Below are 25,467 nucleotides of genomic sequence, written 5' to 3' on the forward strand. Positions count from 1 at the left end.
TAACATTTCTTAATTTTATTCAGCTCCGCGTTCGTTACCCCAGAAGAATAGAGCAACAGTTCCAGGACCTGTGTGACTTCCTATTGTAGTTCCAACATCATAAATTTCAACTTTTCCATTTAATTTAGGGAATTTTTCTTCTACTAAATCGGCTACCGCGCGGGCATCGTCAAAACAAGCGGAATGTGATATATAACATTTTCCTGAATAATCAAGACCAGATTGTGCATTTTCTTCCATTTTTTTCACAATTTGTTGGATGACCTTACGTTTCCCTCGAATTTTGAAACGAGGAATGAGTTTTCCTTCGTTATTCATATCAAGTAATGGGCAAATGTTTAATATGTTTCCAATCGCACCAGATGTTTTCGAAACGCGTCCACCTCTGATATAGAAAGTCAAATCTGTTGAAAAGAACCAGTGTTGCAAGTTTAATTTGTTTTCTTCAATCCATTTATAAACTTCATCAATTGACAAACCGCTATCGCGCAAATCTGCAATTTTATCCATGAGCAAACCATAGCCTGATGATGCAGCAAGTGAGTCCGCAATCAAAATTTTACGCTCTGGATATTTTTCTTGTAAACTTTCTTTCGCGATATTGGCCGAATTGATAACACCTGACAGACCAGAAGATAGACTAACATGCAAAATATCATAGCCATCCTTGAGGAAGGGTTCAAAATAAGCCTCAAATTCATCTGCGTTGACTTGCGATGTTTTCGTTTCGGCACCATCTGCCATTGCTTTGTAAAAATCGGCGAATGAGAGTGATTTCCCGAGGTCATCAGAGTACTGTTTGCCATCTAATTCATAGTGAAAACAAATATAGTGAATCTCTCTTTCAGAAAAATGTTTTTCAGTTAAATCAGCGGTTGAACAACAACTAATAATATACTTATTCATTATTGATTAATACTCCTTCAAAAGACATGATTTCTTTGTTTTATTGCTCTAATTAACTACCAAATTGTAACATTTAATTGACATGTTTTCAATAATATTTACTAAATACGGACATGAGAGCGTTTTTTTATCAAAAAAGATGACGAAATTTGTATTTTCATGTAAAATAGAACCATGAGATTAGATAAATATTTAGCACAAGTTGGCCTAGGTAGTCGAAGTGAAGTTAAGGTACTATTGAAAAAAGGAAAGATTACTGTTGATGGCATAATCATTAAAGATGGTCGGTTTCAAGTAGATAAAAATTCAAATGGAATTGCTTTAGAAGGGAAAAACTTACGCTATCAAGAATATTTTTATTATTTACTCAACAAACCACAAGGGGTCGTATCAGCAACAAAGGATAATTTGGATAAAACTGTTGTCCAGCTCCTCACTAAGGAAGATTATCGTGATGACATTTTTCCGGTCGGACGTTTGGATAAAAATACAGAAGGATTGCTCATTTTAACTAACGATGGTGCATTAGGACATGATTTGACACAACCTAAAAAGCATGTTGAAAAAGAATATTTTGCTCAAATTGACGGCAAAGTGACACCTGAAACAATCACTCAATTCGCAGCGGGGCTAACTTTGAAAAATGGTGAAAAAGTTAAACCAGGGGAACTTATAATAGAAAAGATATCCCCCTCTGATACTCAAAGTGGAACCATGAGTGAAATTCGAATTGTCATCCACGAAGGCAAATTTCACCAGGTCAAACGGATGTTCGAAGCAGTGAATATGTACGTTCTCTATCTCAAACGGATTCGGATGGGTAATCTTCAACTCGATACGGATTTGGCAATGGGAGACTATCGAAAATTAAGTGAAATTGAAATCGAAAATTTGAAAAAATGATACAATAGTGAGTGAGTAGACACTCACTTTTTTGGTAAAGGAGATATGATGTCAGAACAAAGTTTAGATGCCCTATATGAACAAACCTTAAGTCAACAGAAAGACTTGTCAGAAGTTCAAAAATCGGTATTAAAGGCCGCATTAAAATTATTTTCATCACAAGGTTTTGAGGCTACCTCAACATCGCAAATTGCTCAAGAGGCAGGAGTCGCATCGGGTTCAGTATATAAACAATTTAAAAACAAACGTGCGCTTTTAGCGGCTGTTCTTGCTCCTTTATTTAAAGGGACTTTACAAACTGCAGTCGAAGAATTAGCCGATCAGACGCTTTCGCGTCAATTTGTTGAGCTAGATGATTTTATTTATGCTATTGTCGAGGATCGCTTTTACTTTATTCAAAATAATTTTCCGGCAATAAAATTGATGTTGAATCAGATTTTAACAAATGAAGATTTTAGAAAAGAAGTAATAAGCTTCTTTGAGAGACAACTTGAGGGTTTTTTATTACCTGTTATCGAAAAATTTCATGTTGAAAATAAGCTGAAAGATGTTTCTTATGCAGAATTAATCGAATTAATTTTTGGAACAATGATTGGTTACTTTGGAAAGGTGTTATTTGGCCTTGCCAGTCCGATAAAAATAGAGATAGAGCAGAGTAGTCAGCAATTAATTAGATATTTGAGTGTTAAAAATTGACAGTTATAATAATTAAGCTTATAATTATTTTGTAAAAGTGAGTGAGTGCTCACTCATTTAAAAAGGAGACGTCTATGGATTCTGCTGTGATTGTAAAAGACTTAACTGTTAAATTTAATGGAAAAGCAGTCCTAAACCAACTTTCACTTAGCTTGAAGGCTGGAGAAATTGTGGGATTAATTGGTCCATCTGGTGCTGGGAAGTCAACACTTATCAATGCCTTACTAGGGATGATTAAAGTTAATAGTGGCTCTGTTGAGGTATTCGGACACGAGATGCCAAATCGTGAAGTAATGAGTCAAATTGGCTTTATGGCACAGTCGGATGCACTTTTTGGTGAATTAACTGGTGAGCAGAACTTAGAATTTTTTGGAAGTTTACAGGGAATCCCCAAAAAAGAGTTAGTCGAAAAAATGGGATTGGCCGCTAAGACAGTGAATCTCACAGAGGATTTGAAAAAACCAGCCAGTGACTATTCAGGTGGGATGAAACGTCGCTTGTCTCTTGCAATTGCCTTACAAACAGATAGCCCCCTAATTCTCCTTGATGAACCCACCGTTGGAATTGACCCTGAACTTCGCCAAGAAATCTGGAAAGAACTTCGACTTTTAGCTGCTGCAGGGAAAGCCATTTTGGTAACTACACACGTTATGGATGAGGCAGAGCGTTGTGATAAAGTATTAATGTTAAGGGAAGGCCATTTTGTAGCTCAAGGAACGCCACAAGAGTTGAAAACACAATATGATGTAGAAACAATTGAAGATGCCTTTATTAAAGCAGGACACGAACTCCAAAATGGAGGAGGGCAAGCATGAGAACAAAAGCAATTATTAAACGTATTTTATTACAACGAAGAGGAGATGTACGAAGTCTCGCTTTAATGTTTATTGCCCCCTTGATCATCTTGACTTTGCTTTATTTCCTCTTACAAATTCCATCCAATGTTACTTATCGTGTGGGCATTGATAATCGAAGTTCGAGCACAGCACTTGTTAATCAGCTGAAGAAATCAGATAAACTTGAAATCATTCAAATTGATAACAATCAAAGAAATACGATAAACAAGAAGAATTTAGCAGCAGCGATTGTCATTACTGACAATAAAGTAGACGTGACTTATGCAAATACGGATAACTCAAAAACACAAGTTGTCACAAGTCTTTTGGCAATGACCGTTCAAGAAATTCAGGGGAAAAAGACTCAAGCAACGATTGAAGATACAATTAAGTCAGTAATCGCATCGTCCGAGGCTGCAGTAAAATCAGTTTCTGAAGCTGCAGTAAAATCAGGCGTAAAAATTGAACAAGTACCAAATACAGGGGGAACGACTGTAACGATTCCCAAACCTGCAACTGTTTCAATTAGTAGCCATTATTTATACGGCAATTCAAAATTGAATCCATTTAGTAGTTTGGCTCCGGTATTGGTCGTTGTCTTTGTATTCTTCTTTGTTTTCTTGATTTCAGGAATAAGTTTAGTTGGGGAACGAAGTTCGGGAACGCTGACACGACAACTGGTCACTCCTGTTAAGAGAAGCGAGATTGTTCTTGGTTATACGGTAGCATATGGTTTGCTTGCAATAGCTCAGACCTTGATTATTCTATTTTTCGTCCGCTATGTGTTAGGAATGGAAGTCATAGGTAATTTTATCTGGGTTATTGTGATCAATTTAATTTTGGCTATTATTGCCCTGATGTTTAGTTTGCTATTGTCGGCAGTTGCAAAGAATGAGTTTCAGTTTATCCAATTTATTCCAATTGCACTTGTCCCACAAGTTCTTTTCAGCGGACTAATCAATGTTGATACAATGGAAAAACCCCTTCAATGGATTGCACACATCATGCCATTATATTATGGTATTGATGCCCTCACGAAAGTCGTTAAGCAAGGAATGGGCTTTACAGATATTTGGTTTAATCTGTTGATTCTCGTTCTAATTGCCGTGATTTTGTATGGATTAAATGTGATTGCATTAAAAGAACTTCGTAGAACTTAATAATGAAGCGTGAGTTAACTCACGCTTTTTATTTTTCGCGATTGATATTAACACCAAGAACTGTGAGATGCCCATTGGAAATGAGTTTTATCATAAGATGCGCAAAATCCTGAGCTTTCATCTTATTCGTATCAGTAATCCACCACTTCAGGGTTCCAACAAGGATTGCGACGATATAATTAATAACAAAATCATCCGGAATCACAACATCTTGTTCACGAACTTCTAATTTTTCAAATAGTTCGGTGTACCTATCAGTCAACAAATCCAAAAAACGATCAATTAAGACTTGGTCTTGAGCCTTATCAATAACAATTTGAGCAACTTCTGGATTTTCACGGACAAATTCATAAAAGCGTGTTAAAATTGATTCAATCTTAGCAACATGGACATTATTTCCTTGGATAGGACTGCTTTCATCTAAAATTTCTGTAAATGAAATCAAAAATTCTTCAATCAGGCTATCATATAAGTCTTGTTTGTCAGCATAGTGTGCGTAAAAAGTAGCGCGATTAATCATTGCTAAATCAGCAATTTCTTGTATTGAAATTTTTTCAAATTTTTTCTTTCGTAAAAGACCAAAAAAAGCCTGCGTAATTAATTTTTTTGTTCGTTTGACACGCAAATCTTCTGCTTTAACCACTATGTTACCTCTATTACTGTCTTTTATAATACATTCTGACTATTAATGTTGCTTTTATCACTAATTATATGCCATCTCGTGAATGCTTTCACGTTTTAACTCTGTCAAAGAAATTTTCCATTTATGTCAAATAACTTTTGCAAATGCAACACACTGTTTGCTTTTGTTGTCTATCGTACAAGAAGCATTTATTTGCTGGTTGTAAAATATATTTAGCGTGCTAAAATAAGCAGTAAATATGATAAACAACAGGCTGTCAAATAAAGTTGGAGCAGCAAATATAAATGTATTTCTTGTATAAATGAGGAGATATTTAAGGAAATGAGATATAAAGCAGGAATCGATGTGGGATCGACAACGGTAAAATTAGTTGTTTTTGATGAAAAATTTTCTTTACTTTTTAGTCGTTATGAACGACATTTTTCGGATGTTAAATCTGCAACCACCAAAGTACTAACTGAGCTTATCAATGAATTCGGTGACTTAAATCTAGAACTGTCCATCACAGGTTCTGGAGGAATGGGCCTTGCTGAAGTACTTGATATTCCGTTTGTTCAGGAAGTTATCGCAAGTTCGATTACAATTGAAAAATTTATTCCAGAGACCGATGTTATGATTGAACTTGGTGGAGAAGATGCCAAGATGACTTTCTTTGATCATGGAACTCAGGAACTGAGAATGAATGGAACTTGCGCTGGTGGAACTGGTGCGTTTATTGACCAAATGGCAGCTTTATTAAAAGTCGATGCAAGTGGAGTCAATGAGCTTGCAAAAAGTTATGAAAAAATTTATCCAATTGCATCAAGATGTGGCGTATTTGCGAAAACCGATGTACAACCGCTCCTAAATGAAGGTGTTCGTCGTGAAGATATCGCTGCCTCAATTTTTCAAGCTGTCGTTAATCAAACGATAGCTGGACTTGCGAGTGGACGTAAAATAAAAGGAAAAGTAGCTTTTTTAGGGGGCCCTTTGTTTTTTATGTCCGAACTGCGAAAAAGGTTTATAGAGACACTTGATTTAAGACCAAGTGATGTTGTTTTCCCTGAAAATCCTCAACTTTTTGTAGCCATGGGAGCAGCACTATCTGATGAAAAAGTTGAGAAAAAAGTGACAGACTTGATTGATAGTCTTGAAAATGATAATAGCGAAAGCCTTATTCCACAAGATACAATGGAAAAACTTTTCGAAAGTGAAGCGGAACTTGAAGCTTTTCGTGCGCGTCACGCAAAAGCAACAGCATCCTACAAAGCCTTATCAGAACACGAAGGAGCAACTTATTTAGGAATCGATGCAGGTTCAACGACGACTAAAGTTGTCTTAATAGATGAAGTTGGAAATATTTTGTACGACCATTATGGTTCAAATAATGGTGAGCCTTTGGAATCTGTTATTGATATTTTACAAGACCTTTACAGTAAGTTACCAGATGAGGTATACATCGCAAAGTCAACGGTGACAGGCTATGGGGAACATTTGATTAAAGCAGGTTTACACGTCGACTATGGTGAAGTTGAAACAATGGCGCATTATAAAGCCGCAGAATATTTTAATCCCGGTGTTGATTTTATTTTAGACATTGGTGGCCAAGATATGAAGGCGATGCGGATTCGAGATGGAGCCTTGTCATCAATTCAACTCAATGAGGCCTGTTCATCAGGCTGTGGTTCGTTTATTGAAACATTTGCTAATTCACTCAAGCATGATGTTTACAATTTTTCAAAACTAGCTTTGCTGGCGGAGCATCCAGTCAATTTGGGCTCCCGTTGTACTGTTTTTATGAATTCAAAGGTTAAGCAGGTTCAAAAAGAAGGAGCAACGATCGGCGATATTTCAGCAGGTTTGTCTTATTCGGTCATCAAAAATGCATTATATAAGGTAATTAAGGTCAAACGTCCTGAAGAATTGGGAAATAAAATTGTTGTGCAGGGGGGGACTTTTTATAACGAGGCCGTTTTACGGGCTTTCGAAAAAATTTCCGAACGTGAAGTTGTTCGTCCAAGTATTGCAGGGCTGATGGGTGCTTACGGTTGTGCTTTGATATCACTTGATCACGAAGAAGTTGGAAAATCAACAAATTTGTTAAGCTTGACTGATCTTGATCAATTTTCCACGCATAAAGAATTTATGGTTTGTGGCCTTTGTGAAAATAACTGTAAAATGACATTGACCGTCTTTAATGATGGAAGCAAGTTTGTGACAGGAAATCGGTGTGAGCGTGGCGCTGAAAAGGCTACCCAAATCAAGATAGATCGGACTGATAAAAAAGTTAATTTAGTTGATTATAAGTATAAAAAATTATTTAAATATCACAGTCTAAGCAAGAAAAAACAAACTCTCGGGGAAATTGGTATTCCGCGCGTGCTGAATATGTATGAAAATTATCCACTTTGGCACACAATGCTTACAGATCTTGGCTTTCGAGTTGTCTTATCTCCTAAATCAGATAAAGAGTTGTTTGAACAAGGGCTGGAGACCATTCCTTCGGATACGGTTTGTTACCCAGCTAAAATGACGCATGGACATATCATGAGCATTATAAATAAAGGCGTTCCTACGATTTTTTATCCCTCAGTTCTTTTTGAGCAGGAGGAGCAGAAAGCTGCAGAAAATCACTACAATTGTCCTATTGTCCAATCTTATCCCGAGGTGATTAAAAATAATATTGATGAGATTAGAAATGGCGAAGTTACTTATCTTCACCCTTTCATCAATTTAGCGAACCCAGAAAGTGTTGCGCAGAATATTTGGTCAGCACTGAGAAAAAACGGCTTTGAATTGACTCAAGAAAATGTTAAAGATGCCGTTTTACATGGGTTTGCGGAACTTGAAAAATTTAAAAAAGACTTACGAGACAAAGCTGAAGATTTATTATTGAAGATAAATCTGAATCAGGAAAAAGCAATTGTCCTTGCAGGGCGCCCATATCATTTGGACCCAGAAATTAATCATGGAATTGCAGAAATTATCACGCAAGAGGGCTTTCACGTCTTAACTGAAGATTCTATTTCTCATTTGGAAGATGTTTCTGGATTAAGAGTTGTCAATCAATGGGTTTATCATTCACGTCTTTATGCAGCAGCACAATTTGTATGTAAAAATAAAAATCTCGAACTTGTTCAATTGAATAGCTTTGGATGTGGACTAGACGCTGTTACGACTGACCAGGTTGAAGAAATTATGCGTGGTCACAATAAGTTATATACAGTACTAAAAATTGATGAGGGATCAAATATGGGAGCTGTTCGTATCCGTCTACGAAGTCTTAAAGCAGCTGTGGCTGAACGGACAAAACATCATATTGAACCTTCAGTAATGACAGAACTTGTTCGAGACAAAACACCAGTTTTCACACATGAAATGGCAAAGAAACACACTTTATTAATGCCAATGCTTAGTCCGATTCATCAAGCAGGACTAATAGACACTGCTTTCGAGGCATCGGGCTATAATGTTGTCTGTTTACCAGAGACTAACACATCTGTGAATAACGGATTAAAATTTGTCAATAATGACAGTTGCTATCCAGCCATCATTACAATAGGTCAACTCATAGAGGCACTTCAATCAGGTCAATACGATGTCAATAATACATCCGTAATGATGACCCAGACAGGTGGTGGGTGCCGCGCAACAAATTATATTCCCTTGCTAAGAAAAGCGCTAATTGATGCTGGTTTTCCACAAGTTCCAGTTATCAGTTTGTCAATGGGGAATCAAGGCACAGAGAAGGGATTTAGATTTACGATTCCTTTACTCACACGATTTATGATTGCTGTTCTATATGGTGATTTATTTGAACGTGTAGTTTATCGTACAAGACCATATGAAATGAACAAAGGCGCTGTTAATCAACTTCACGAAAAATGGCTTCAAAAGGCAATACATAATGTTAAAACAGCAAGCATTTTTGAGTTTAATCGAAATATGAAGCAAATAATCGAAGCCTTTGACCAGATTGAACTTCAAGGAGAAGGGACAAAACCGCGCGTAGGAATAGTTGGGGAGATATTGGTAAAGTATAGTAAAACTGCAAATAACGATATTGTCAATATAATAGAAGAAGAGGGGGGCGAGGCCGTCGTTTTGGATCTCATTGGTTTTATGAATTATAGTTTTTACAATCAAATATGGCGAACAGATGAACTGGATTTTGCCAAGAAAAATAAATTGATTGCTAAAACATTTCTTGGAATAATCAATATGTTAGAGAAACCAATGAATAAGCAGTTGTTGTCATCAAAAAGATTTGATGGGATTGAGAGTATTTATGAAATTGCATCAAACACCGAGAAAATTATCTCCATTGGAAACCATACAGGCGAGGGCTGGTTTTTAACAGGTGAAATGATTGAACTTTTGCAGAAGGATGTAAAAAATATTGTTTGTTTGCAACCATTTGGATGTTTACCCAACCATATTGTAGGTAAAGGCATGATGAAAGAGTTGCGCCGACAATACCCAGGGGCAAATATTAGTCCTATTGACTACGACCCGGGTGTGTCTGCTGTCAATCAATTGAATCGGATCAGACTCATGATGGCAACAGCCAAAAAGCGGATGATCCAAGTAAATGACGGGATTGAAGAAATAATTGTGGGTTCACATTAACAAAGCTATAAAGTCGCTACAGTGCGACTTTTTTGATAAAATTAACAAAGATGAAATACACGATAGATATTGAGCATTATCGAGATCTTGCTCAGCAAAAACAAAAAGAACATAAAAAATTTTTAGGAACCTTGAAAAAGAAATCACCTAAAAATTTGGATAAAATTACACGAGAAATTCATAATGAAGTATTTCGTGACATTGACTGTACAACATGCGCAAATTGTTGCAAGACGCTTGGCCCAGATTTTAAAGAAGCCGACATAGAGAGGATTGCGAAATATCTCAGAATGAAAGTGTCTGATTTTGAGACGAAATATCTGCGCGTGGATGAGGATGGTGATAAAGTCTTTCAGAGTATGCCTTGTCCGTTTCTAGGATCGGATGATTTGTGCACAATATATGAGGTTCGACCAAAAGCATGTCGAGATTTTCCACATACAGACCGCAAAAAAATATATCAAATTAATCACCTGACCATTCAAAACGAACTCTATTGTCCAGCGACTTATGAATTTGTCGAACGCCTGCAAAAAAGGCTGAAATAATAAATTGTGCACTAGATAAACGAGTGCTTCTTCATTTCTTAACCTCTTATACGTATATACGTAAAAAAATTGACTTTGTAACACTAAAATAAATAATTGCCTGCTCAAAGGAAACTTTTTTGATATAATTAAGCTAACGTTTTCAAACATTGGATTTTATGGGAGAAGTGGACATATAATGATGAATTTAAAAGAACAAGTTGGAATCAAAGCGGCAGAATTTGTGAAGGACGGGATGACTGTTGGCCTCGGAACTGGATCGACAGCTGCCTTTTTTGTTGCTGAATTGGGACGCCGTATAAGGGAAGAAAATCTGAAAATAACGGGGGTTACAACTTCAAACGTGACCAGTGAACAGGCTAGTAAGCTTGGTATTCCACTAAAATCAATTGATGAAGTCGATTCTGTTGATTTGACAGTTGATGGCGCTGACGAAGTTGATGCGGATCTTAATGGAATTAAAGGTGGTGGCGCAGCATTGCTGATGGAAAAAATTGTGGCTACCTACTCAAAAGACTATATTTGGATTGTCGACGAGAGCAAGCTCTCTGAAAAATTGGGCTCATTCAAAGTACCAGTTGAAGTGGTTCCTTATGGGGCAGAACAAGTTTTCCGCAAATTTAAAAAGGCAGGTTATGCTCCAACGTGGCGGTTACGCGAATCCGGTGAGAAGTGGCTGACAGATATGCAACACTACTTGATTGATTTACACATTCCCGAGATTTCAAAACCTGAGCAATTGGCCAATGAATTAGACTTAACCGTTGGTGTTGTCGAACATGGTTTATTCAATAAAATGGTCAATAAAGTGATTGTAGCGGGAAAAGATGGAGTTAGGATAATTGAAAAGTAAATAACATATTCTGCTGTTTGTTTACTTTACGAGGTGAAACAATATGAAACATTTATTTTTGATGCGACATGGCGAAACATTATTTAATATTCAAGGGAGAACGCAAGGATGGAGTGATTCCCCACTGACTAAAAAAGGAATTTCTGATGCTCAAACTGCAGGCCAATTTATGAAAAATTTTCCAGTGGCTTTTGATCATTTTTATAGCTCAACGCAAGAAAGAGCATCTGACACGCTTGAGCTTGTTTTTCCTGATGTGGACTATGCTCGCTTGAAAGGATTAAAAGAAGCCAATTTTGGAGTGTTCGAAGGCCATCAACAGTATCTTGAGCCACAAAGCACAAATGGTAAGGCAACCTTTTTCTCTGATTTTGGCGGTGAAACGCGTTTCCAGGTCGCAGATAGGATGGACAATGCTTTGTCAACTCTGATGAAAAAAGATGACCATCAAAACGTATTTTGTTTAAGTCATGGTGCGGCAATGTGGTATTTTTTACACGAAAAAACAGAGCATGAAAAAGTTAATTTTCAGGGGCTTCACAATCTTGATTTATTACATTTTATTTATGACGATTCCACAGGTCAATTTAGTTTTGAAGAACTAATTAAAACATTGTAAAATAAAAAGCCTGTCCATACGGATAGGCTTTTTAGATGTTTAAATCAGCTTTCCATTGTTTAACACCCCATTTGTGACTGCCTCGTTTAAGTTTGGCAATCGCTGTATCGATGTCGAACCAGAAGATGTTGTTGAAGTCCTCTAGTGGCGCTTGGTCAAATTTTGGATCCACGGTTTCATATATATAAGCTGGATTGTGGTAATAGGTATCACGGTGTGAACTATAAAAATACTCGTCCGCTTGCCCATAATACTTACCAACTGCTGCATGGACCCCAAGTTCTTCAATTAATTCACGTTTTAAAGCTTCGTGTTGATTTTCACCAGCTTCAATGCCTCCGCCTGGTAAGAAAAAAGAACCATTTGGAGCTTGAATAATACAAATTTCTGTTTTATCCATACGAGAGACGATGCCGTAAACGCCAACACGTTCTACATATGGAACGCCTTCAACTTTTTCACCAAAATATGGAATATCGCTCATTATATCTCTCCGTTCTCTATCAAATTCTTCATCAGAATGTTCTTTAATAAAACCTCGTTAACAGTTGCTCTTAATGAACGACAACCGCTTACAAAAAATTTATTCATCACTATTCTATCAAAAACCGCCGAAATTTGATAAAATAAAGTACTAGTGAGAGCAAATTGCTCTGTTCGAGAGGGACTTCAACATTGAAAAAATTCAACCTGAGTAAATTAATTATTATTGCATTGATTATTGTCATTGCTGCTATATCAGCAATTTTTGTCTCTGCAAAAAATTTCAAGTCAGACCAAAATCCTGCGGCGATGACGCAAACAATCAATGATGGCACTGGTTTTGTTGACCAAGTTATTGCAGCACCGATTCATTTTGTTCAAGATAAAGCTAATGTCTTGTCAAATTTAATCAACACATATAAACAAAATGAGAATCTCAAAAAACAATTGACTGATTTAACTGCGGAAAAAAACAAATTAGCCAGTGCGGAATCTGAAAATAAAGAATTAAAAACGGCTCTTAAATTACAAGAAACATTGACTGATTACGATAGGGTATCGTCAAATGTCATCACTCGTAATCCGGCATCATGGGACGATACGCTTGTTATTGACAGTGGTTCAAAAGACGGTTTGCAGATCAATATGCCGGTCATGGCAAATGGCGGTATCATTGGTCGTATAAGCCAAGTCAATAAATCAACAGCTAAAGTATCCCTTTTGACATCTACGAAGGGAATTGAAAATAAAATCCCAGTTTATTTGGGGTCTAAAACTTCACCTTCATATGGAATTTTATCCAGTTATGATTCAACACAAAACGCTTATGTTGTCACCCAAGTAACGACAACTACTAAATTCACCAAAGGAAGCCAAGTCTTTACGAGTGGACTCGGAGGCGGTGTTGGTTCAGTTCGTGACTTGCTTGTCGGAACTGTAATTGGGGAAAAGGATTCAAATGATGGACTTGATCGTCAGATTTACATCAAGCCTGCAAGCAATCTTTACGATATTCGTTTTGTCTTTGTGGTTAAGCAATTGATTGGAGGAAATTGATGAGTCGTTTTACTTTTCAGTTTTTTACTCCGATCCTCCTCTTCTTCATGATGCTTTTGGATGGTCAAGTCACAATTATTACTCAAAATTTGAGTGGTGGAACATTAACGCCAGCATGTCACTTATTCCTGATTTTTTTAGTCTACTCAGTAACACAACATCGACACAGCTATATGGTCATTGTAGCGTTATTTCTGGGGCTAATTTATGACAGTTATTTCTTGGGAATTTTTGGGGTGGCAACCTTATTGTTCCCATTAATTGCACTTTTCGTATATAATATACAGAGCACCGTTTTTACTAATCGTTGGACAAGGCTCTTTACAATAATCATTATCGTGACAATTTTTGAAGTGTCATCGGCCGTCATAATGGCTGCTTTTGGCTTTTCAGACCTTAACTTTTTTAATTTTATTGTCTACCAATTGGCGCCTACATTGTTGCTAAATGTTTTTTTAGCAGTCGCCTTGCAGTTCCCGTTGGAGTATTTTTACAAATTAAGAAAAAGTCATCCTCGTTATAATTTAAAATGATACTGTAACCAACTTGTAACATAACGGCCAAATTAGAATGTTATACTTGTATCAATCACCGAACCTAACAGGGAGGATAATTAAAAAATTTATCTATGAAAAAAAGGATTATTTCAACTTTACTACTGTCAACAGTACTTTTATCAACTGCGGCTTCACTAACTACTGTTAGTGCTGACACGACTGATTCTAAAATCGCTCAACAAGACAAAACGATTTCGAGTGCACAAAGCGCCAAAGCTGATGCACAATCTAAAATGTCGAGCCTTCAATCATCAGTTGACAGCTTAAAGTCAAAACAAGCTAAAGCACAGGCTCAACTTGACGAGACTGTCAAACAAGCTGAACAACTAAGCAAACAAATCGCTTCTTTGCGTGAAAGCATTAAAGAACGCTCTGTAGCAATTGAAGCCCAAGCACGTAGTGCACAAGTTAATAGCTCAGCTACTAACAGCATTACAACAGTTTTGGATTCTAAATCTTTAACAGATGCCATTCAAAAAGTTGTAGCAATGGCTACAGTTTCTGGTGCTAGTCAACAAATGTTGCAACAACAACAAGATGAAGAAAAATCTCTTCAATCTAAATTAGTTGAAATGCAAAAAAATGTTGGGATGTATGATAAACTGAACAATGATTTGGCCGCACAAGCTAAAGAATTGTCAGACCAACAAGCTCAACTTAAAGTTGCTACTATAAATTATCAGTTGACAATTACAACTGCTGAAGGCAAGAAGTCAGCTTTACTCGCTGAGAAAGCGACCGCCGAAGCTGCTGCTAAGAAAGCTGCTGAAGCACAAGCTGCTTACCAAGCACAACAAAAAACTGCTCAAGCACAATCTACAACAGTTAATTCAAATAGTTCATCAAGCAATTCAGGCTCATCAAGTAACAGTAATTCGGGTTCATCATCATCATCAAATAGTGGAAATTCAAATTCTGGATCTTCTTCTAATAATGGTGGCTCAAGTTCATCAAACAATGGTGGAAGTTCTAGCTCAAATAACGGTGGAAGTACCGGCTCTACTGGTGGTGGAAGCACTAATACAGGAAATGGATACGTAAGCTTCATGGGTGGAACTGCTAGTTCTAATAACTATGCTTATCAAAATTGTACTTGGTACGTTTGGAATTATTTCCGTGACGTTTACAAAACTTATCTCCCATCATCTTTGGGAAATGGTGCTGACTGGGCATATAGCTTACCTGGAACAAGTAAACACGCAGGGGCAATCGTATCATTCCCTGGTGGAACTTACATCCAATTTGTAGGCGGTGGTGGTTTCACCACAGCTTCACCTTATGGTCACGTTGCTGTTGTAACTGCTGTTTATTCAGATGGTTCATACCAAATCTATAGCGGTTCTACAGCTGGTGTTGATTCTTATCACGTTAGCGCAAGTACACCTGCAACATTTGTTTCTGGTGGAAAATAACATTTAGTCAATAAATCAATAAAGTCTCCCTTCTAATGAGGGAGGCTTTAATTTTAGACTGCTTTTTGCTATAATTGGAGACATGTATACGACAAAAATTGGCTTAGAGCCGGCGCTTCATGATGGTTATATTGTATCAAATCCATTGAGCCACCTGTTACAATCGGCAAAATGGCATAACATTAAAGATAATTGGAATTCAGAAATCATCGGTTTTTTTGACGACGGTCAGTTAGTAGCAAGTGTATCAATTTTGATTCGACCTTTACCACTTGGCTTTACTATGCTTTATATTCCTCGCGGGATAGTTATTGATTATAGTAATGATGGACTTTTGAAGTATGTTTTTTCTGAATTGAAGAAATATGGAAAAAAACAAAGAGCCGTTTTCATTAAATTTGATCCAGCTCTTGAAAATAATGAAGAGAGCCATCAAATTATTCAAAAACTTAACCGTTTCGGCAGCAAATGGATGGGCTTGACTACTGAGATGCATGACACTATTCAGCCTCGTTTTAACGCAGTGGTTTACAAAGAAGATTTTATAGAGGATGAATTTAATAAAAAAACTCGTCAGGCATTAAGAAAGGCACGCAATTCACATACGATTGTTAAATTTGGTCGAGATGAATTGCTTGATGATTTTGCAAAAATCATTCAAAAAACGGAAGATCGTAAAGGAATAAGTTTACGTAATCGTGAATATTTTGAAAAATTGGTTGATACTTACCAGGATGATGCAAATATAACGATTGTCTATTTGGACTTGAAAGCATTGTTAGATGATGCTCAAAAGGCAACGGAAAAAGCACAAACAGCTTGGGATACGAAAGAAACAACGAATGAGAAGAAAATTAAGCAGCTTGAAAATGCATTGAGCAAAGCACAAAAAGACCTTTCCGACCTTTCTGAATTAGTAAGTAAAAATGGGAACTTGATTCCAGTATCATCAGCATTGACAGTCAATTTTGGTACTCATACAGAACATTTGTATGCTGGGACTGACACTGCTTACCAGAAATATTACACCGCTTATTTAGCTTGGTTTGAATCTATTCAATATATGTTTGATCGCGGTGCAGAAACAGTGAATATGGGTGGACTTGAAAACTCTCTTCTTGAAACAGATGGTCTATTGAAATTTAAAAAGAATTTCAATCCAAAAATTGAGGAGTATGTGGGTGAATTTGACATTCCAGTCAACTCATTCCTGTATCCGATTATCAATAAATTATATATGATGCGTAAAACGAGAGTTTGATCTTGAAAGAGGAAAGAAATGAATGACAAATTTCAAGCCGTAGTAGTAGGCTCTGACATCAGTGCTTACGCTTTTGCGCGCGAATTAAATGATGAATATGGTATTAAACCAATCATGTTTAGTCGATTTTCAGCGACTGTTTTGATTGATTCACAAATTATCACTCCCTACCAAGCAGACACTTCGACGGACGAAAAAACAATTGACGAATTACTTGTTTTGGGAAAAAAATTAAAGGCAGAGAATCCTAATCGTAAACTATTTTTACTCGCAAATTCGGATAATTTGATTGTATTGCTTGCTGAAAATAGAGCTAAATTAGAAGAATTTTATCTTGTCCCTGTTCCGGAAGTCGATGCTATTGCTAAAGTGGCGGACAAGGAATCTTTTGATGAGTTAGCGACTTCAGTTGGAATGAAGGTTCCTGGTAGTTTTTATGTTAATTTTTCAGAATTAGCTAAATCTGATTTGGATGCACAAGTTCCTTCAAACGATTTTGTTTACCCTTTGATTGCAAAACCTGCAAACAGTTCAGCTTATGATTTGTTACGACTCAATCATGGATTTAAAAAAGTTTATGTTCTTGAAAATCAAAATCAATTGCTGAAGTTGTGGCATGACTTACACGATGCAGGGTTTGAAGATAAGTTTATCGTTCAAAAATTTGTTCAGGGTGCTGAAACGAGTCTGTTTTCAATTACGACCTACGTTGACTCTAAAGGTGATGTGACCTTATTGAGTTCTGCCCATGTCTTGTTACAAGAACATCAACCAGCTACACTTGGTATTCCTTGCTCAATGGTGACAACCTCTTATCCATTTTTATTTGAACAGGTCCAACGCTTTTTCGCTGAATTAAAAAATCAAGGATATAAATATTTTGGTTTTGCTAATTTTGATGTCAAATGTGATTCAGAAACGGGCGAATTTTACTTCTTTGAAGTCAATCCGCGAATTGGACGCAACCATTACTATGTTGCTGGAGCGGGTGCTAATCCGATGAAATATTTGGTCTCAGATCTTATTGAACGCCAGCCACTACAACGTATGATTACGTCAGATAAAGTGCTCTACACAATTATTCCTAAGTTTCTCCTTTTACGTTACATTGATGACCCAAAACTTCGTCAAGAAATTAAAAATCTTTACAAATTAGGAAAAGTTATCAATCCGACGTTAAATAAAAATGATAAGAGTCTTAAACGGACAATTTATCAGTATTTATCAATGTTAAAACAAGTTAAAAAATTCAATACTTATTATCCAAAATTAACGAAATCAGGCTTCTAATTTGTCAGTGCGCTAATTTTTGATGGGTTACATTTTGTACTTTAAGAAACTTTTGATATACTGATAAAAAAGAAAAGAGACGAAAATGAACAAAGCGAAAAAAAAGCGCCGGTGGCCGATTAATCTTGTTATTGCCTTGTTATTCTTGTCAGGGCTGGCCCTTATTTTCAATGCGCCAATTAGAGATTTCATTATTAATCAAAACTCCAATCGCTATCATATTTCAAATGTAACGCGTCAACAGATCGAAAAAAATACTGAAAAAAAAGTTACTTTTGATATGAACAGTGTTGAACCATTGAGTATCCAAGCGGTTCTTGCTGCTCAAATGGATAATCAACCCTTGCCTGTTATCGGTGGCATAGCGATTCCCGAATTGAGTGTCAATCTCCCTATTTTCCGTGGGGTCAATAATATTTCTTTGATGTACGGAGCAGGGACAATGAAAGCTGACCAAGTCATGGGTGCTGGCAACTATGCTCTTGCAAGCCATACTTCGAGTGGTTTTGCAGGCATTAATCAGGGAAACCTCTTTACTCCACTGCAACATGCTAAGAATGGAATGATGATTTACATTACCGATAAAGCGAACATTTATGAGTATAAAATTACAAGTGTTCGCGTTATGAATCGTAGCCACATTGAGGTTATTGACGATGTCGCAAACCGAAATATGATTACTCTGGTAACATGTGAGACGCGCGGGTCAGATGATCGGATTATTGTTCAAGGGGACTTGACGAAAAAAATTGCCTTTAATGGAGCTCCAAATGATATTTTAAAATCATTCGAACTTTCATATAACGTCTTTTATAAGCCAAAAAGTTAAAAAATTAGCACTCTAATAAAAAGAGTGCTAATTTTTTTGCTTAATTTGAGAAAAAATGATAAAATAGTGCTATTGATAAAATGTTATAAAAGGATTAAAAATGGATAATACAGAATATTATGAACGTCTAGGTGTGGATAAAAATGCTAACCAAGACGAAATTAAAAAAGCTTACCGTAAAATGTCAAAGAAGTATCACCCCGATTTGAATAAAGAAGCGGATGCTGAACAAAAGTACAAAGACGTACAAGAGGCTTACGAAACACTTTCTGATGACCAAAAACGAGCTGCTTACGACCAATACGGTTCGGCTGGAGCTAATGCCGGATTCGGTGGTGGAGCAGGCGGAGGCTTCTCGGGCTTTGGTGGCGGCGGAGCAGGTGGCTTTGGCGGTTTCGAAGATATTTTCTCAAGTTTCTTTGGCGGTGGCGGTGCTCAAGTTAATCCAAATGCGCCTCGCCAAGGGGATGATCTTCAATTTAAGATTAACCTGAAATTTGAAGAAGCAATTTTTGGAGTTGAGCAAGAAATCAAGTATAACCGTGAAGAACTCTGTCATACCTGTGCTGGAACTGGCGCGAAACCAGGGACACATGCTGAAACATGTCGTAAATGTAACGGACGCGGTCAAGTGAATGTCATTCGTGATACCCCCCTTGGTCGGATGCAATCTACTCAAACTTGTGATGTTTGTCATGGAACGGGTAAAGAAATCAAGGATCCATGTAGCACATGTCGCGGAACTGGTCATGAAAAAGTAGCACACACTGTCAAAGTCAAAGTACCTGCTGGTGTTGAATCAGGCCAACAAATGCGATTGCAAGGTCAAGGTGATGCTGGTGTCAACGGAGGCCCTTATGGAGACCTCTATGTCCGCTTCGTCGTTTCACCTTCTGACAAATTTGAACGTGATGGCGCAGAAATTTATTATCAAATGCCTCTTGAATTCGTGCAAGCAGCACTTGGTGATGAAATCGAAGTGCCAACAGTACATGGCAATGTCAAATTGAAGATTCCTGCAGGAACTCAAACTGGTGCAAACTTCCGACTCAAAGGGAAAGGAGCCCCTAAACTTCGTGGAAATGGAAATGGCGACCAATATGTCGTGATTAACATTACAACGCCTAAGAATATGAATGCTGCACAAAAAGAAGCATTGCAAAACTTCGCGAAAGCAAGCGGTATTGATGTATCAAACAATAAAAAAGGTTTCTTTGATAAATTTAAGTAAAAAAAATCTGTCATTAATGACAGATTTTTCTAATCCCTTTCCTAATTGAACAAGAGAATTTTTGATATCTTGATTTTTCTGATATAATTATAAACATGAAAATAGATAATTATAAGCCAGATTACATGATTGAGGCGGTTTATCAGTTAGATGCTGAGCGTTTAAAGGACTTGGGTATCAAAGCAGTCATGGTTGACTTAGATAATACATTGATTGCCTGGAATAATCCTGATGGAACACCAGAACTACTTGCTTGGCTTGAAGAAATGCGTCGAAATGATGTAAAAGTCATCGTTGTTTCTAATAATAAACGCGAGCGCGTGGCGCGTGCTGTGGAAAAGTTTGGTGTTGATTATATTTGGCGAGCAATGAAACCATTTGCCTTAGGGATTAATAAAGCCTTAAAACAATTTGGTGAAAAACCAGAAGAGGTTGTCATGGTTGGAGACCAATTAATGACAGATATTCGTGCTGCTCATCGTGCTGGCGTCAGGAGTATCTTGGTCAAACCTCTTGTAAGCTCTGACGCATGGAACACAAAATTTAATCGGTGGCGGGAGCGTCGGACCTGGAAAAAAATTATAGCACGCGATGGTGACCCTGTGTGGAAAACAAAACTTTAAGATTGGATTTCCAATCTTTTTTATTTGAAAAAACTGTGGATAAAGATAATTCACAGTTTTAAGCTTGATTTTAAGGGATTTTTCCTGAGTTATTAACAGTTATCCACAGAATACGACCCACTTTCCACAATATTGTGGAAAACTGTGTAAAACTCTGGGGAAAAGTTAGAAAAACTCTTGTCAGAAATGACAAGGAGTTTTGAATATTTATTTATCGAAATAACCTCTATCACGGTACCATACATCAGGTTGCCATGTCCATTCACGACCATCACGGGCAAGTAAATCAAAAGCCTCCTTGGGTCCCATTGAACGTGCTGTATAAGTTGGCAAAGCACTTGTTTGTTCATCCCACGCATTGCGAACAACATCAATTAATTCCCATGCACGAGCGGCTTCTTCCCAGTGACTAAAATTAGTTCCATCACCTTTTAGAACGTCCAAGAATAATTTTTCATAGGCTTCAGGTGAATTTCCCAAAAATTCGGAATCATGACGGAAACTCAAACGTAGCGGATCAAGATGAAAACCTTGTCCAGCTGCTTTACCATTTACAGATAAAGAAAATCCTTCAGTGGGTTGAATATAAATGGTCAAAACATTTTGAACAGGTTCATCGCATGAACCCGCAAACAAATTATCTTCAGATTTCTTAAAGACAATATTAATGCGTGTTCCTTTTTCAGTCATTCGTTTACCAGAACGGACATAGAAGGGGACGCCAGCCCAACGTTCGTTATCAATAACGAATTTTCCAGCCGCAAAGGTTTCTGTTTGGCTGTCAGGACTGACAGAATCTTCTTCACGATAAGCCTTATAAGCTTCTCCATCGAATTTTCCTGAAATATATTGGCCACGAACGAAGTTTTCCAACGCCTCACTCGGTGAATATTGACGAATTGCTTTGAGTGCCTTTACTTTTTGTTCAACAATATGAGCTTCATCAAATTTTGATGGTTTTTCCATCGCAATCAAACTTAAAACTTGCAAAACGTGGTTTTGAATCATATCTTTCAAAGCGCCCGAAGTTTCATAATAACCTCCGCGATCCTCAACGCCAATAAATTCTGCAAATGTAATTTGGACATTATCAATGTGTTGATTATCCCATAAAGACTCGAAAATTGGATTTGCGAAACGAACAGCAGAAACAGCTTGGATCATTTCTTTGCCAAGATAATGGTCAATCCGGAAAATTTGTTCCTCGGTAAATACTTTGGCCAAACTATCATTAAGTGCTTTAGCAGTCGCATAGCTTGTTCCAAATGGTTTTTCAATGACGATACGTTCAAAACCTTCGCCAGTCAGAATACCTTCAGACTTAAGGTGTTCAGCAATGGTTCCAAAAAATTGAGGAGCCATAGCCAAGAAGAAAACTTGATTCCCTAATGTTTTGTATTGTGTCTTTAGCTTTTCGCCTAATTCTTTTAACGTAATATAATGAGATGCATCACCTACATCATGACTCTGATAATAAAAATGACTCGCGAATGCCTCAGCTTCGGTTTTAGAACGCATCAAATCTTTGATTGAATCTAAAATAACACCGCGATAAAATTCATCAGACCATTCACGACGGGCAGTTCCTATTACTGCAAAATTATCAGCGAGTTCTCCTTTTTTGTAAAGGCGAAAGAGCGAAGGATAAAGTTTACGCTTTGCTAAGTCTCCTGTTGCTCCAAAAATCGTGAATAATACTGCTTGACTCTCAGTCATATTTTCTCCTTCTTCCTTCTAATTAAAACTTGAGTGAACTGTAAACAACATTTACAGACTTGTCAACCAAGTTTACACATCATTTTCGGCATAGTCGATGTAGTCATCCACATAGTCCAAGTACTCTTTTTGTAGTTTTGCTTTGTAATCCTGAAATTCTATTTCAGAATAGTCACGATCAGCAATTTTAGCATTGTAAAATGGCAAATTTAATTCTTTTCTGAGACGTATTTCAAATTCATCTTTAGTCATGTGAACCTCCATCAGTCAAAAATATCTTTCCCTCATTATACCAAAAAAAGCTAATAGCATAGAGATCAAACCTTTTTTAATAGTCTCACCATTAGGATATTTTTCAAAGAATAATTAAATCATTAGGTTGAGTTAAGAAGAATATGTTAAGATAGTTACGAAACGTATTATTAATTTTGAAAGGATACTGAACTTATTATGGAAGTTTCATGGATGATAAAGTACCTTGCTGAAGGACTGGGAACAATGTTCCTTGTTTTACTTGGTAATGGTGCTATTGCTGCTGTAACGCTGAAAGGCTCAAAAAATAACGGCATGGGGGGCTTGGCTATTGCCTGGGGCTACGGAATTGGTATTTTGATGCCTGTTCTTGTTTTCGCAAATATTTCTGGCGCACACATTAACCCCGCAATTACACTCGGATTTGCTGCCGCTGGATATTTCCCTTGGGCTCATGTCGCTCAATATATCTTGGCCCAATTGATTGGTGCTATTGTTGGTCAATTGCTAGTTGTGGCAATTTACAACCAATACTACATTAAAACTAATGACGCTGCGATTACATTTGGTACGTTTGCTACAACTAATGCCCTTGAAGATATGGGACGTGGTAAAGCAATGATTAATGGTTTTGTAAATGAACTCATCGGGACCTTTGTCTTTGTCTTTGGTATTCTTGGATTTACTACAAACTTCTTTGGTGCAGAATCAGTCAAATGGTTTACTGATTACGCTCAAAAACAAGGAGCAAGCATAACTTCAAATGATACGATTAGTCAAATTTGGGTGTCTGTTTCAGGTGCTTCAGCTTCTAAAATGATTGGAGCACTTGCAATTGGGTTATTGTTCGTTGGACTTGTTATTACTTTTGGTGGAGCAACTGGTGCAGCACTTAATCCAGCTCGCGACCTCGGTCCACGTTTGGTACATATGTTCTTACCAACTTCAATTTTGGGCGACGAAAAAGCTGACTCAAAATGGTGGTATGCTTGGGTACCAGTAGTCGCTCCAATTATTGGTGCGGTCCTTGCTGCGACAATCTTTAAACTTATGTTCAAGTAAGATTCTGCTTTAAAAATTCTTGCAAATTTTCCCTGAAACTGTTATCATAGAAGAACTGAGAAGTGACTGACATTAGGCAGGATACCGCTTTATGTTCATCGGGGAAGTGGCGGAATGGCAGACGCGCATGCTTCAGGTGCATGTACTCGTTAGGGTGTGGGGGTTCAAATCCCCTCTTCCCCATTGAAAAAATAAAAAGCAACTAGCTCGACTAGTTGCTTTTTATTCAGAGAGGTTAGTATGAGAATATCAAAAGCAGAACTTGAAAAAATAATTGAAGAAAATCCTTTACGCTCACTAGGCTCAATTGCTGAAGAGTTAGGCCAATCAAGAGTAGCAGTTGAAAAACTTATTAAAACCTATAAATTGGACGTCTATCGCCTTGAAAAAATAAAAAAATTACGTCGCAAAGAGGGACGCAAGCGACGTGACATTGTTGAACGCTAAATAAAAATTAATAAATACTTTGGAGGTCAAGAAATGAAAATCGGTTTTATTGGAACAGGTGTAATGGGGGCCGCGATGGCAGGTCATTTATTGGATGCAGGTCATGAATTATTTGTGTACAACCGTACAAAATCAAAAACAGACCAACTTGTGACTCGAGGTGCAATCTATTGTGATCAACCACAAAAAGTAGCTGAAAATGCCGAAGTAATTATCTCGATGGTGGGATACCCTAGAGATGTTCGTCAAATTTATTTTGGTGATAATGGTGTGTTTAAAGCCAACATTGATGGTAAAATTTTAATTGACATGACAACATCTGAACCGGCACTTGCGATTGAAATTTATGAGGCGGCAAAATCCGTCAGTGCTGACAGTCTTGATGCCCCCGTTTCCGGAGGTGATATTGGTGCCAAAAATGCGACATTAACTATCATGGTTGGTGGAGATGAACCAGTATACGAAAAAGTTGAACCATTGTTCGAAATCATGGGCAAGACCATTGCATATCAAGGGAAAGCAGGCAATGGACAGCATACAAAAATGGCAAATCAAATTGCGATTGCTGGGACAATGACCGCAATGACCGAATTATTGGTTTATGCGGATAAAGCTGGGCTTGATGTTGAAAAAGTCTTGAACACTGTCGGTGGGGGATCTGCAGCCACATGGAGTCTGACAAATTATGCGCCAAGAATTTTACGTGAAGACTATTCGGCAGGATTCTTTGTAAAACATTTTATCAAAGATTTAGGAATTGCACTGGCTGAAGCCAAAAAAATGGACATTGAGCTACCAGCGACTGCTCAAGCAAAGGAACTTTATGACAGGCTTGCAGATGCAGGGTTTGAGAACGATGGAACACAAGCTCTGATTAAACTTTGGTGGCAAAACGGTAAACGTTAATCTAAAAATATGAATATAAAAAACCATAGCTTAGTTATGGTTTTTTTCGCAATTAAATTTGGTTGCCGTTCTCCATTTCAAAATACGTTCGTATAAATAATTGAATGAACTCCTTGTCCTTTGAGTTAATATTGTAGCCATCAAATACTTGGGCATGTTGAATGAGCTGCAACAAATCTTTTTCGTTGGAAGGTACGATTTCCCTTCCCATTAAATCATCTAATGTCGTGTGAAAATAATCGGCCACTTTAGCTAAATCACTCGCTTTAGGCTGTGTTTCCTTCCAGCGATAAAAAAGATTCTCGCTAAAACCCAAGTCGAGAGCCACCGTTTTAACACTTTTCCCGTGCTTTTTGGATAATTCACTGATACGTTCAAATACAGTCATGTCATAGATTTCCCTTTTTATATTAAATAAGTATAAAAACAGCTACTAAATTCTTGATATGAGTATAAATTTGTATTATAATAACATTATAAAGGTTGTGAATTTTGTAGCGCTATCAATAATATCCTATTAAGTAATTATCCCTTGAGATGCTCCCCAGCAAAAAGAAGGAATAGCTGTTT

At 37.3% G+C, this 25,467-nt stretch carries 25 protein-coding genes and 1 tRNA gene; 20 read left to right on the top strand and 6 right to left on the bottom strand.

Annotation, left to right across the window (positions count from 1 at the left end; genetic code table 11):
- Window positions 1–15: 15 nt before the first annotated feature.
- A complete protein-coding gene (locus RT41_RS06380) occupies window positions 16–906 on the bottom strand; it encodes a DegV family protein (RefSeq protein ID WP_054639666.1) in 891 nt (296 codons plus the stop codon).
- Between the two features lie 174 nt (window positions 907–1,080).
- On the opposite strand from RT41_RS06380, the gene RT41_RS06385 reads away from it, so the two are divergent.
- The 4 genes from RT41_RS06385 to RT41_RS06400 all read left to right on the top strand — a co-directional run bounded on the left by RT41_RS06385 (window position 1,081) and on the right by RT41_RS06400 (window position 4,501).
- The gene (locus RT41_RS06385) at window positions 1,081–1,809 is read left to right on the top strand and encodes a pseudouridine synthase (protein ID WP_096818278.1); all 729 of its coding nucleotides are present in this window, start codon (window positions 1,081–1,083) and stop codon (window positions 1,807–1,809) included.
- Between the two features lie 45 nt (window positions 1,810–1,854).
- Window positions 1,855–2,505, top strand: a complete 651-nt coding sequence (locus RT41_RS06390) for a TetR/AcrR family transcriptional regulator (RefSeq protein WP_096818281.1) — start codon at window positions 1,855–1,857, stop codon at window positions 2,503–2,505.
- A gap of 74 nt (window positions 2,506–2,579) precedes the next feature.
- The gene (locus tag RT41_RS06395; protein ID WP_096818283.1) at window positions 2,580–3,320 is read left to right on the top strand and encodes an ABC transporter ATP-binding protein; all 741 of its coding nucleotides are present in this window, start codon (window positions 2,580–2,582) and stop codon (window positions 3,318–3,320) included.
- Window positions 3,317–4,501, top strand: coding sequence for an ABC transporter permease (locus RT41_RS06400; RefSeq protein WP_054639663.1), 1,185 nt, complete (start codon window positions 3,317–3,319; stop codon window positions 4,499–4,501). Before RT41_RS06395 ends, RT41_RS06400 begins: the two co-directional genes overlap by 4 nt.
- A gap of 28 nt (window positions 4,502–4,529) precedes the next feature.
- Here RT41_RS06400 and RT41_RS06405 read toward each other — a convergent pair whose 3' ends face one another.
- Entirely contained in the window at window positions 4,530–5,144 is a 615-nt protein-coding gene (locus RT41_RS06405) for a TetR/AcrR family transcriptional regulator (RefSeq protein WP_096818285.1), read from the bottom strand.
- A gap of 321 nt (window positions 5,145–5,465) precedes the next feature.
- Between RT41_RS06405 and RT41_RS06410 the strand changes: the two genes are divergently transcribed.
- The 4 genes from RT41_RS06410 (at window position 5,466) to RT41_RS06425 (ending at window position 11,772) form a co-directional block, all read left to right on the top strand.
- The gene (locus RT41_RS06410; protein WP_096818287.1) at window positions 5,466–9,752 is read left to right on the top strand and encodes a 2-hydroxyacyl-CoA dehydratase; all 4,287 of its coding nucleotides are present in this window, start codon (window positions 5,466–5,468) and stop codon (window positions 9,750–9,752) included.
- A gap of 50 nt (window positions 9,753–9,802) precedes the next feature.
- Window positions 9,803–10,300: a YkgJ family cysteine cluster protein gene (locus RT41_RS06415; RefSeq protein ID WP_096818289.1), complete on the top strand. Its 498-nt coding sequence runs from the start codon at window positions 9,803–9,805 to the stop codon at window positions 10,298–10,300.
- Between the two features lie 178 nt (window positions 10,301–10,478).
- Entirely contained in the window at window positions 10,479–11,153 is a 675-nt protein-coding gene (gene rpiA / locus RT41_RS06420; protein ID WP_096818291.1) for a ribose-5-phosphate isomerase RpiA, read from the top strand.
- A gap of 43 nt (window positions 11,154–11,196) precedes the next feature.
- Window positions 11,197–11,772: a histidine phosphatase family protein gene (locus RT41_RS06425; protein WP_096818293.1), complete on the top strand. Its 576-nt coding sequence runs from the start codon at window positions 11,197–11,199 to the stop codon at window positions 11,770–11,772.
- A 31-nt stretch (window positions 11,773–11,803) separates the two neighbouring features.
- Here RT41_RS06425 and RT41_RS06430 read toward each other — a convergent pair whose 3' ends face one another.
- Entirely contained in the window at window positions 11,804–12,256 is a 453-nt protein-coding gene (locus RT41_RS06430) for an NUDIX hydrolase (protein ID WP_054639662.1), read from the bottom strand.
- Window positions 12,257–12,447: 191 nt separating this feature from the next.
- Between RT41_RS06430 and mreC the strand changes: the two genes are divergently transcribed.
- The 8 genes from mreC to RT41_RS06470 all read left to right on the top strand — a co-directional run bounded on the left by mreC (window position 12,448) and on the right by RT41_RS06470 (window position 20,514).
- On the top strand, window positions 12,448–13,311 hold the full coding sequence (gene mreC / locus RT41_RS06435) for a rod shape-determining protein MreC (protein WP_096818295.1): 864 nt from the start codon (window positions 12,448–12,450) through the stop codon (window positions 13,309–13,311).
- Complete coding sequence (gene mreD, locus RT41_RS06440) at window positions 13,311–13,844, top strand: rod shape-determining protein MreD (protein ID WP_096818298.1); 534 nt, start codon at window positions 13,311–13,313, stop codon at window positions 13,842–13,844. The genes mreC and mreD overlap by 1 nt, the downstream gene beginning before the upstream one ends.
- A gap of 95 nt (window positions 13,845–13,939) precedes the next feature.
- Window positions 13,940–15,280, top strand: a complete 1,341-nt coding sequence (locus RT41_RS06445) for a coiled-coil domain-containing protein (RefSeq protein ID WP_096818300.1) — start codon at window positions 13,940–13,942, stop codon at window positions 15,278–15,280.
- Window positions 15,281–15,362: 82 nt separating this feature from the next.
- Window positions 15,363–16,541, top strand: a complete 1,179-nt coding sequence (locus RT41_RS06450) for a peptidoglycan bridge formation glycyltransferase FemA/FemB family protein (protein WP_096818302.1) — start codon at window positions 15,363–15,365, stop codon at window positions 16,539–16,541.
- Window positions 16,542–16,559: 18 nt separating this feature from the next.
- Window positions 16,560–17,831: a carboxylate--amine ligase gene (locus RT41_RS06455; protein WP_096818304.1), complete on the top strand. Its 1,272-nt coding sequence runs from the start codon at window positions 16,560–16,562 to the stop codon at window positions 17,829–17,831.
- A gap of 85 nt (window positions 17,832–17,916) precedes the next feature.
- Complete coding sequence (locus RT41_RS06460; protein ID WP_054639654.1) at window positions 17,917–18,660, top strand: class A sortase; 744 nt, start codon at window positions 17,917–17,919, stop codon at window positions 18,658–18,660.
- Window positions 18,661–18,760: 100 nt separating this feature from the next.
- On the top strand, window positions 18,761–19,891 hold the full coding sequence (gene dnaJ / locus RT41_RS06465) for a molecular chaperone DnaJ (RefSeq protein WP_096818307.1): 1,131 nt from the start codon (window positions 18,761–18,763) through the stop codon (window positions 19,889–19,891).
- Window positions 19,892–19,986: 95 nt separating this feature from the next.
- Window positions 19,987–20,514: a YqeG family HAD IIIA-type phosphatase gene (locus RT41_RS06470; RefSeq protein ID WP_054639653.1), complete on the top strand. Its 528-nt coding sequence runs from the start codon at window positions 19,987–19,989 to the stop codon at window positions 20,512–20,514.
- A gap of 207 nt (window positions 20,515–20,721) precedes the next feature.
- On the opposite strand, the gene zwf is transcribed toward RT41_RS06470, so the two are convergent.
- Together zwf and RT41_RS06480 are read right to left on the bottom strand one after the other, a co-directional pair.
- Complete coding sequence (gene zwf / locus RT41_RS06475; protein ID WP_054639652.1) at window positions 20,722–22,230, bottom strand: glucose-6-phosphate dehydrogenase; 1,509 nt, start codon at window positions 22,228–22,230, stop codon at window positions 20,722–20,724.
- Window positions 22,231–22,302: 72 nt separating this feature from the next.
- A complete protein-coding gene (locus RT41_RS06480) occupies window positions 22,303–22,482 on the bottom strand; it encodes a hypothetical protein (RefSeq protein WP_054639651.1) in 180 nt (59 codons plus the stop codon).
- A 198-nt stretch (window positions 22,483–22,680) separates the two neighbouring features.
- Here RT41_RS06480 and RT41_RS06485 point away from each other — a divergent pair, with 198 nt between their 5' ends.
- The 4 genes from RT41_RS06485 (at window position 22,681) to RT41_RS06500 (ending at window position 24,897) form a co-directional block, all read left to right on the top strand.
- Window positions 22,681–23,544 (top strand): MIP/aquaporin family protein, encoded by an 864-nt coding sequence (locus RT41_RS06485; protein ID WP_096818308.1) that lies wholly within the window; start codon window positions 22,681–22,683, stop codon window positions 23,542–23,544.
- A 100-nt stretch (window positions 23,545–23,644) separates the two neighbouring features.
- Window positions 23,645–23,727 (top strand) — tRNA-Leu (locus RT41_RS06490).
- Between the two features lie 57 nt (window positions 23,728–23,784).
- Window positions 23,785–23,991, top strand: a complete 207-nt coding sequence (locus RT41_RS06495; protein ID WP_096818310.1) for a hypothetical protein — start codon at window positions 23,785–23,787, stop codon at window positions 23,989–23,991.
- 33 nt (window positions 23,992–24,024) lie between these two features.
- The gene (locus RT41_RS06500; protein WP_054639650.1) at window positions 24,025–24,897 is read left to right on the top strand and encodes an NAD(P)-dependent oxidoreductase; all 873 of its coding nucleotides are present in this window, start codon (window positions 24,025–24,027) and stop codon (window positions 24,895–24,897) included.
- Between the two features lie 52 nt (window positions 24,898–24,949).
- Here RT41_RS06500 and RT41_RS10345 read toward each other — a convergent pair whose 3' ends face one another.
- Entirely contained in the window at window positions 24,950–25,285 is a 336-nt protein-coding gene (locus tag RT41_RS10345) for a helix-turn-helix domain-containing protein (protein ID WP_054639649.1), read from the bottom strand.
- Window positions 25,286–25,467 lie beyond the last annotated feature (182 nt).

It is taken from the genome of Lactococcus fujiensis JCM 16395 (assembly GCF_002441655.1).
Taxonomy (GTDB): Bacteria; Bacillota; Bacilli; order Lactobacillales; family Streptococcaceae; genus Lactococcus; species Lactococcus fujiensis.

Bases quoted from the DNA above. Each gene is read 5' to 3' on its own strand.
- RT41_RS06380 (WP_054639666.1), bottom strand. From the start codon at position 906: ATGAATAAGTATATTATTAGTTGTTGTTCAACCGCTGATTTAACTGAA.
- RT41_RS06385 (WP_096818278.1), top strand. From the start codon at position 1,081: ATGAGATTAGATAAATATTTAGCACAAGTTGGCCTAGGTAGTCGAAGT.
- RT41_RS06390 (WP_096818281.1), top strand. From the start codon at position 1,855: ATGATGTCAGAACAAAGTTTAGATGCCCTATATGAACAAACCTTAAGT.
- RT41_RS06395 (WP_096818283.1), top strand. From the start codon at position 2,580: ATGGATTCTGCTGTGATTGTAAAAGACTTAACTGTTAAATTTAATGGA.
- RT41_RS06400 (WP_054639663.1), top strand. From the start codon at position 3,317: ATGAGAACAAAAGCAATTATTAAACGTATTTTATTACAACGAAGAGGA.
- RT41_RS06410 (WP_096818287.1), top strand. From the start codon at position 5,466: ATGAGATATAAAGCAGGAATCGATGTGGGATCGACAACGGTAAAATTA.
- RT41_RS06415 (WP_096818289.1), top strand. From the start codon at position 9,803: ATGAAATACACGATAGATATTGAGCATTATCGAGATCTTGCTCAGCAA.
- rpiA (WP_096818291.1), top strand. From the start codon at position 10,479: ATGATGAATTTAAAAGAACAAGTTGGAATCAAAGCGGCAGAATTTGTG.
- RT41_RS06425 (WP_096818293.1), top strand. From the start codon at position 11,197: ATGAAACATTTATTTTTGATGCGACATGGCGAAACATTATTTAATATT.
- RT41_RS06430 (WP_054639662.1), bottom strand. From the start codon at position 12,256: ATGAGCGATATTCCATATTTTGGTGAAAAAGTTGAAGGCGTTCCATAT.
- mreD (WP_096818298.1), top strand. From the start codon at position 13,311: ATGAGTCGTTTTACTTTTCAGTTTTTTACTCCGATCCTCCTCTTCTTC.
- RT41_RS06445 (WP_096818300.1), top strand. From the start codon at position 13,940: ATGAAAAAAAGGATTATTTCAACTTTACTACTGTCAACAGTACTTTTA.
- RT41_RS06450 (WP_096818302.1), top strand. From the start codon at position 15,363: ATGTATACGACAAAAATTGGCTTAGAGCCGGCGCTTCATGATGGTTAT.
- RT41_RS06455 (WP_096818304.1), top strand. From the start codon at position 16,560: ATGAATGACAAATTTCAAGCCGTAGTAGTAGGCTCTGACATCAGTGCT.
- RT41_RS06460 (WP_054639654.1), top strand. From the start codon at position 17,917: ATGAACAAAGCGAAAAAAAAGCGCCGGTGGCCGATTAATCTTGTTATT.
- dnaJ (WP_096818307.1), top strand. From the start codon at position 18,761: ATGGATAATACAGAATATTATGAACGTCTAGGTGTGGATAAAAATGCT.
- RT41_RS06470 (WP_054639653.1), top strand. From the start codon at position 19,987: ATGAAAATAGATAATTATAAGCCAGATTACATGATTGAGGCGGTTTAT.
- zwf (WP_054639652.1), bottom strand. From the start codon at position 22,230: ATGACTGAGAGTCAAGCAGTATTATTCACGATTTTTGGAGCAACAGGA.
- RT41_RS06480 (WP_054639651.1), bottom strand. From the start codon at position 22,482: ATGACTAAAGATGAATTTGAAATACGTCTCAGAAAAGAATTAAATTTG.
- RT41_RS06485 (WP_096818308.1), top strand. From the start codon at position 22,681: ATGGAAGTTTCATGGATGATAAAGTACCTTGCTGAAGGACTGGGAACA.
- RT41_RS06495 (WP_096818310.1), top strand. From the start codon at position 23,785: ATGAGAATATCAAAAGCAGAACTTGAAAAAATAATTGAAGAAAATCCT.
- RT41_RS06500 (WP_054639650.1), top strand. From the start codon at position 24,025: ATGAAAATCGGTTTTATTGGAACAGGTGTAATGGGGGCCGCGATGGCA.
- RT41_RS10345 (WP_054639649.1), bottom strand. From the start codon at position 25,285: ATGACTGTATTTGAACGTATCAGTGAATTATCCAAAAAGCACGGGAAA.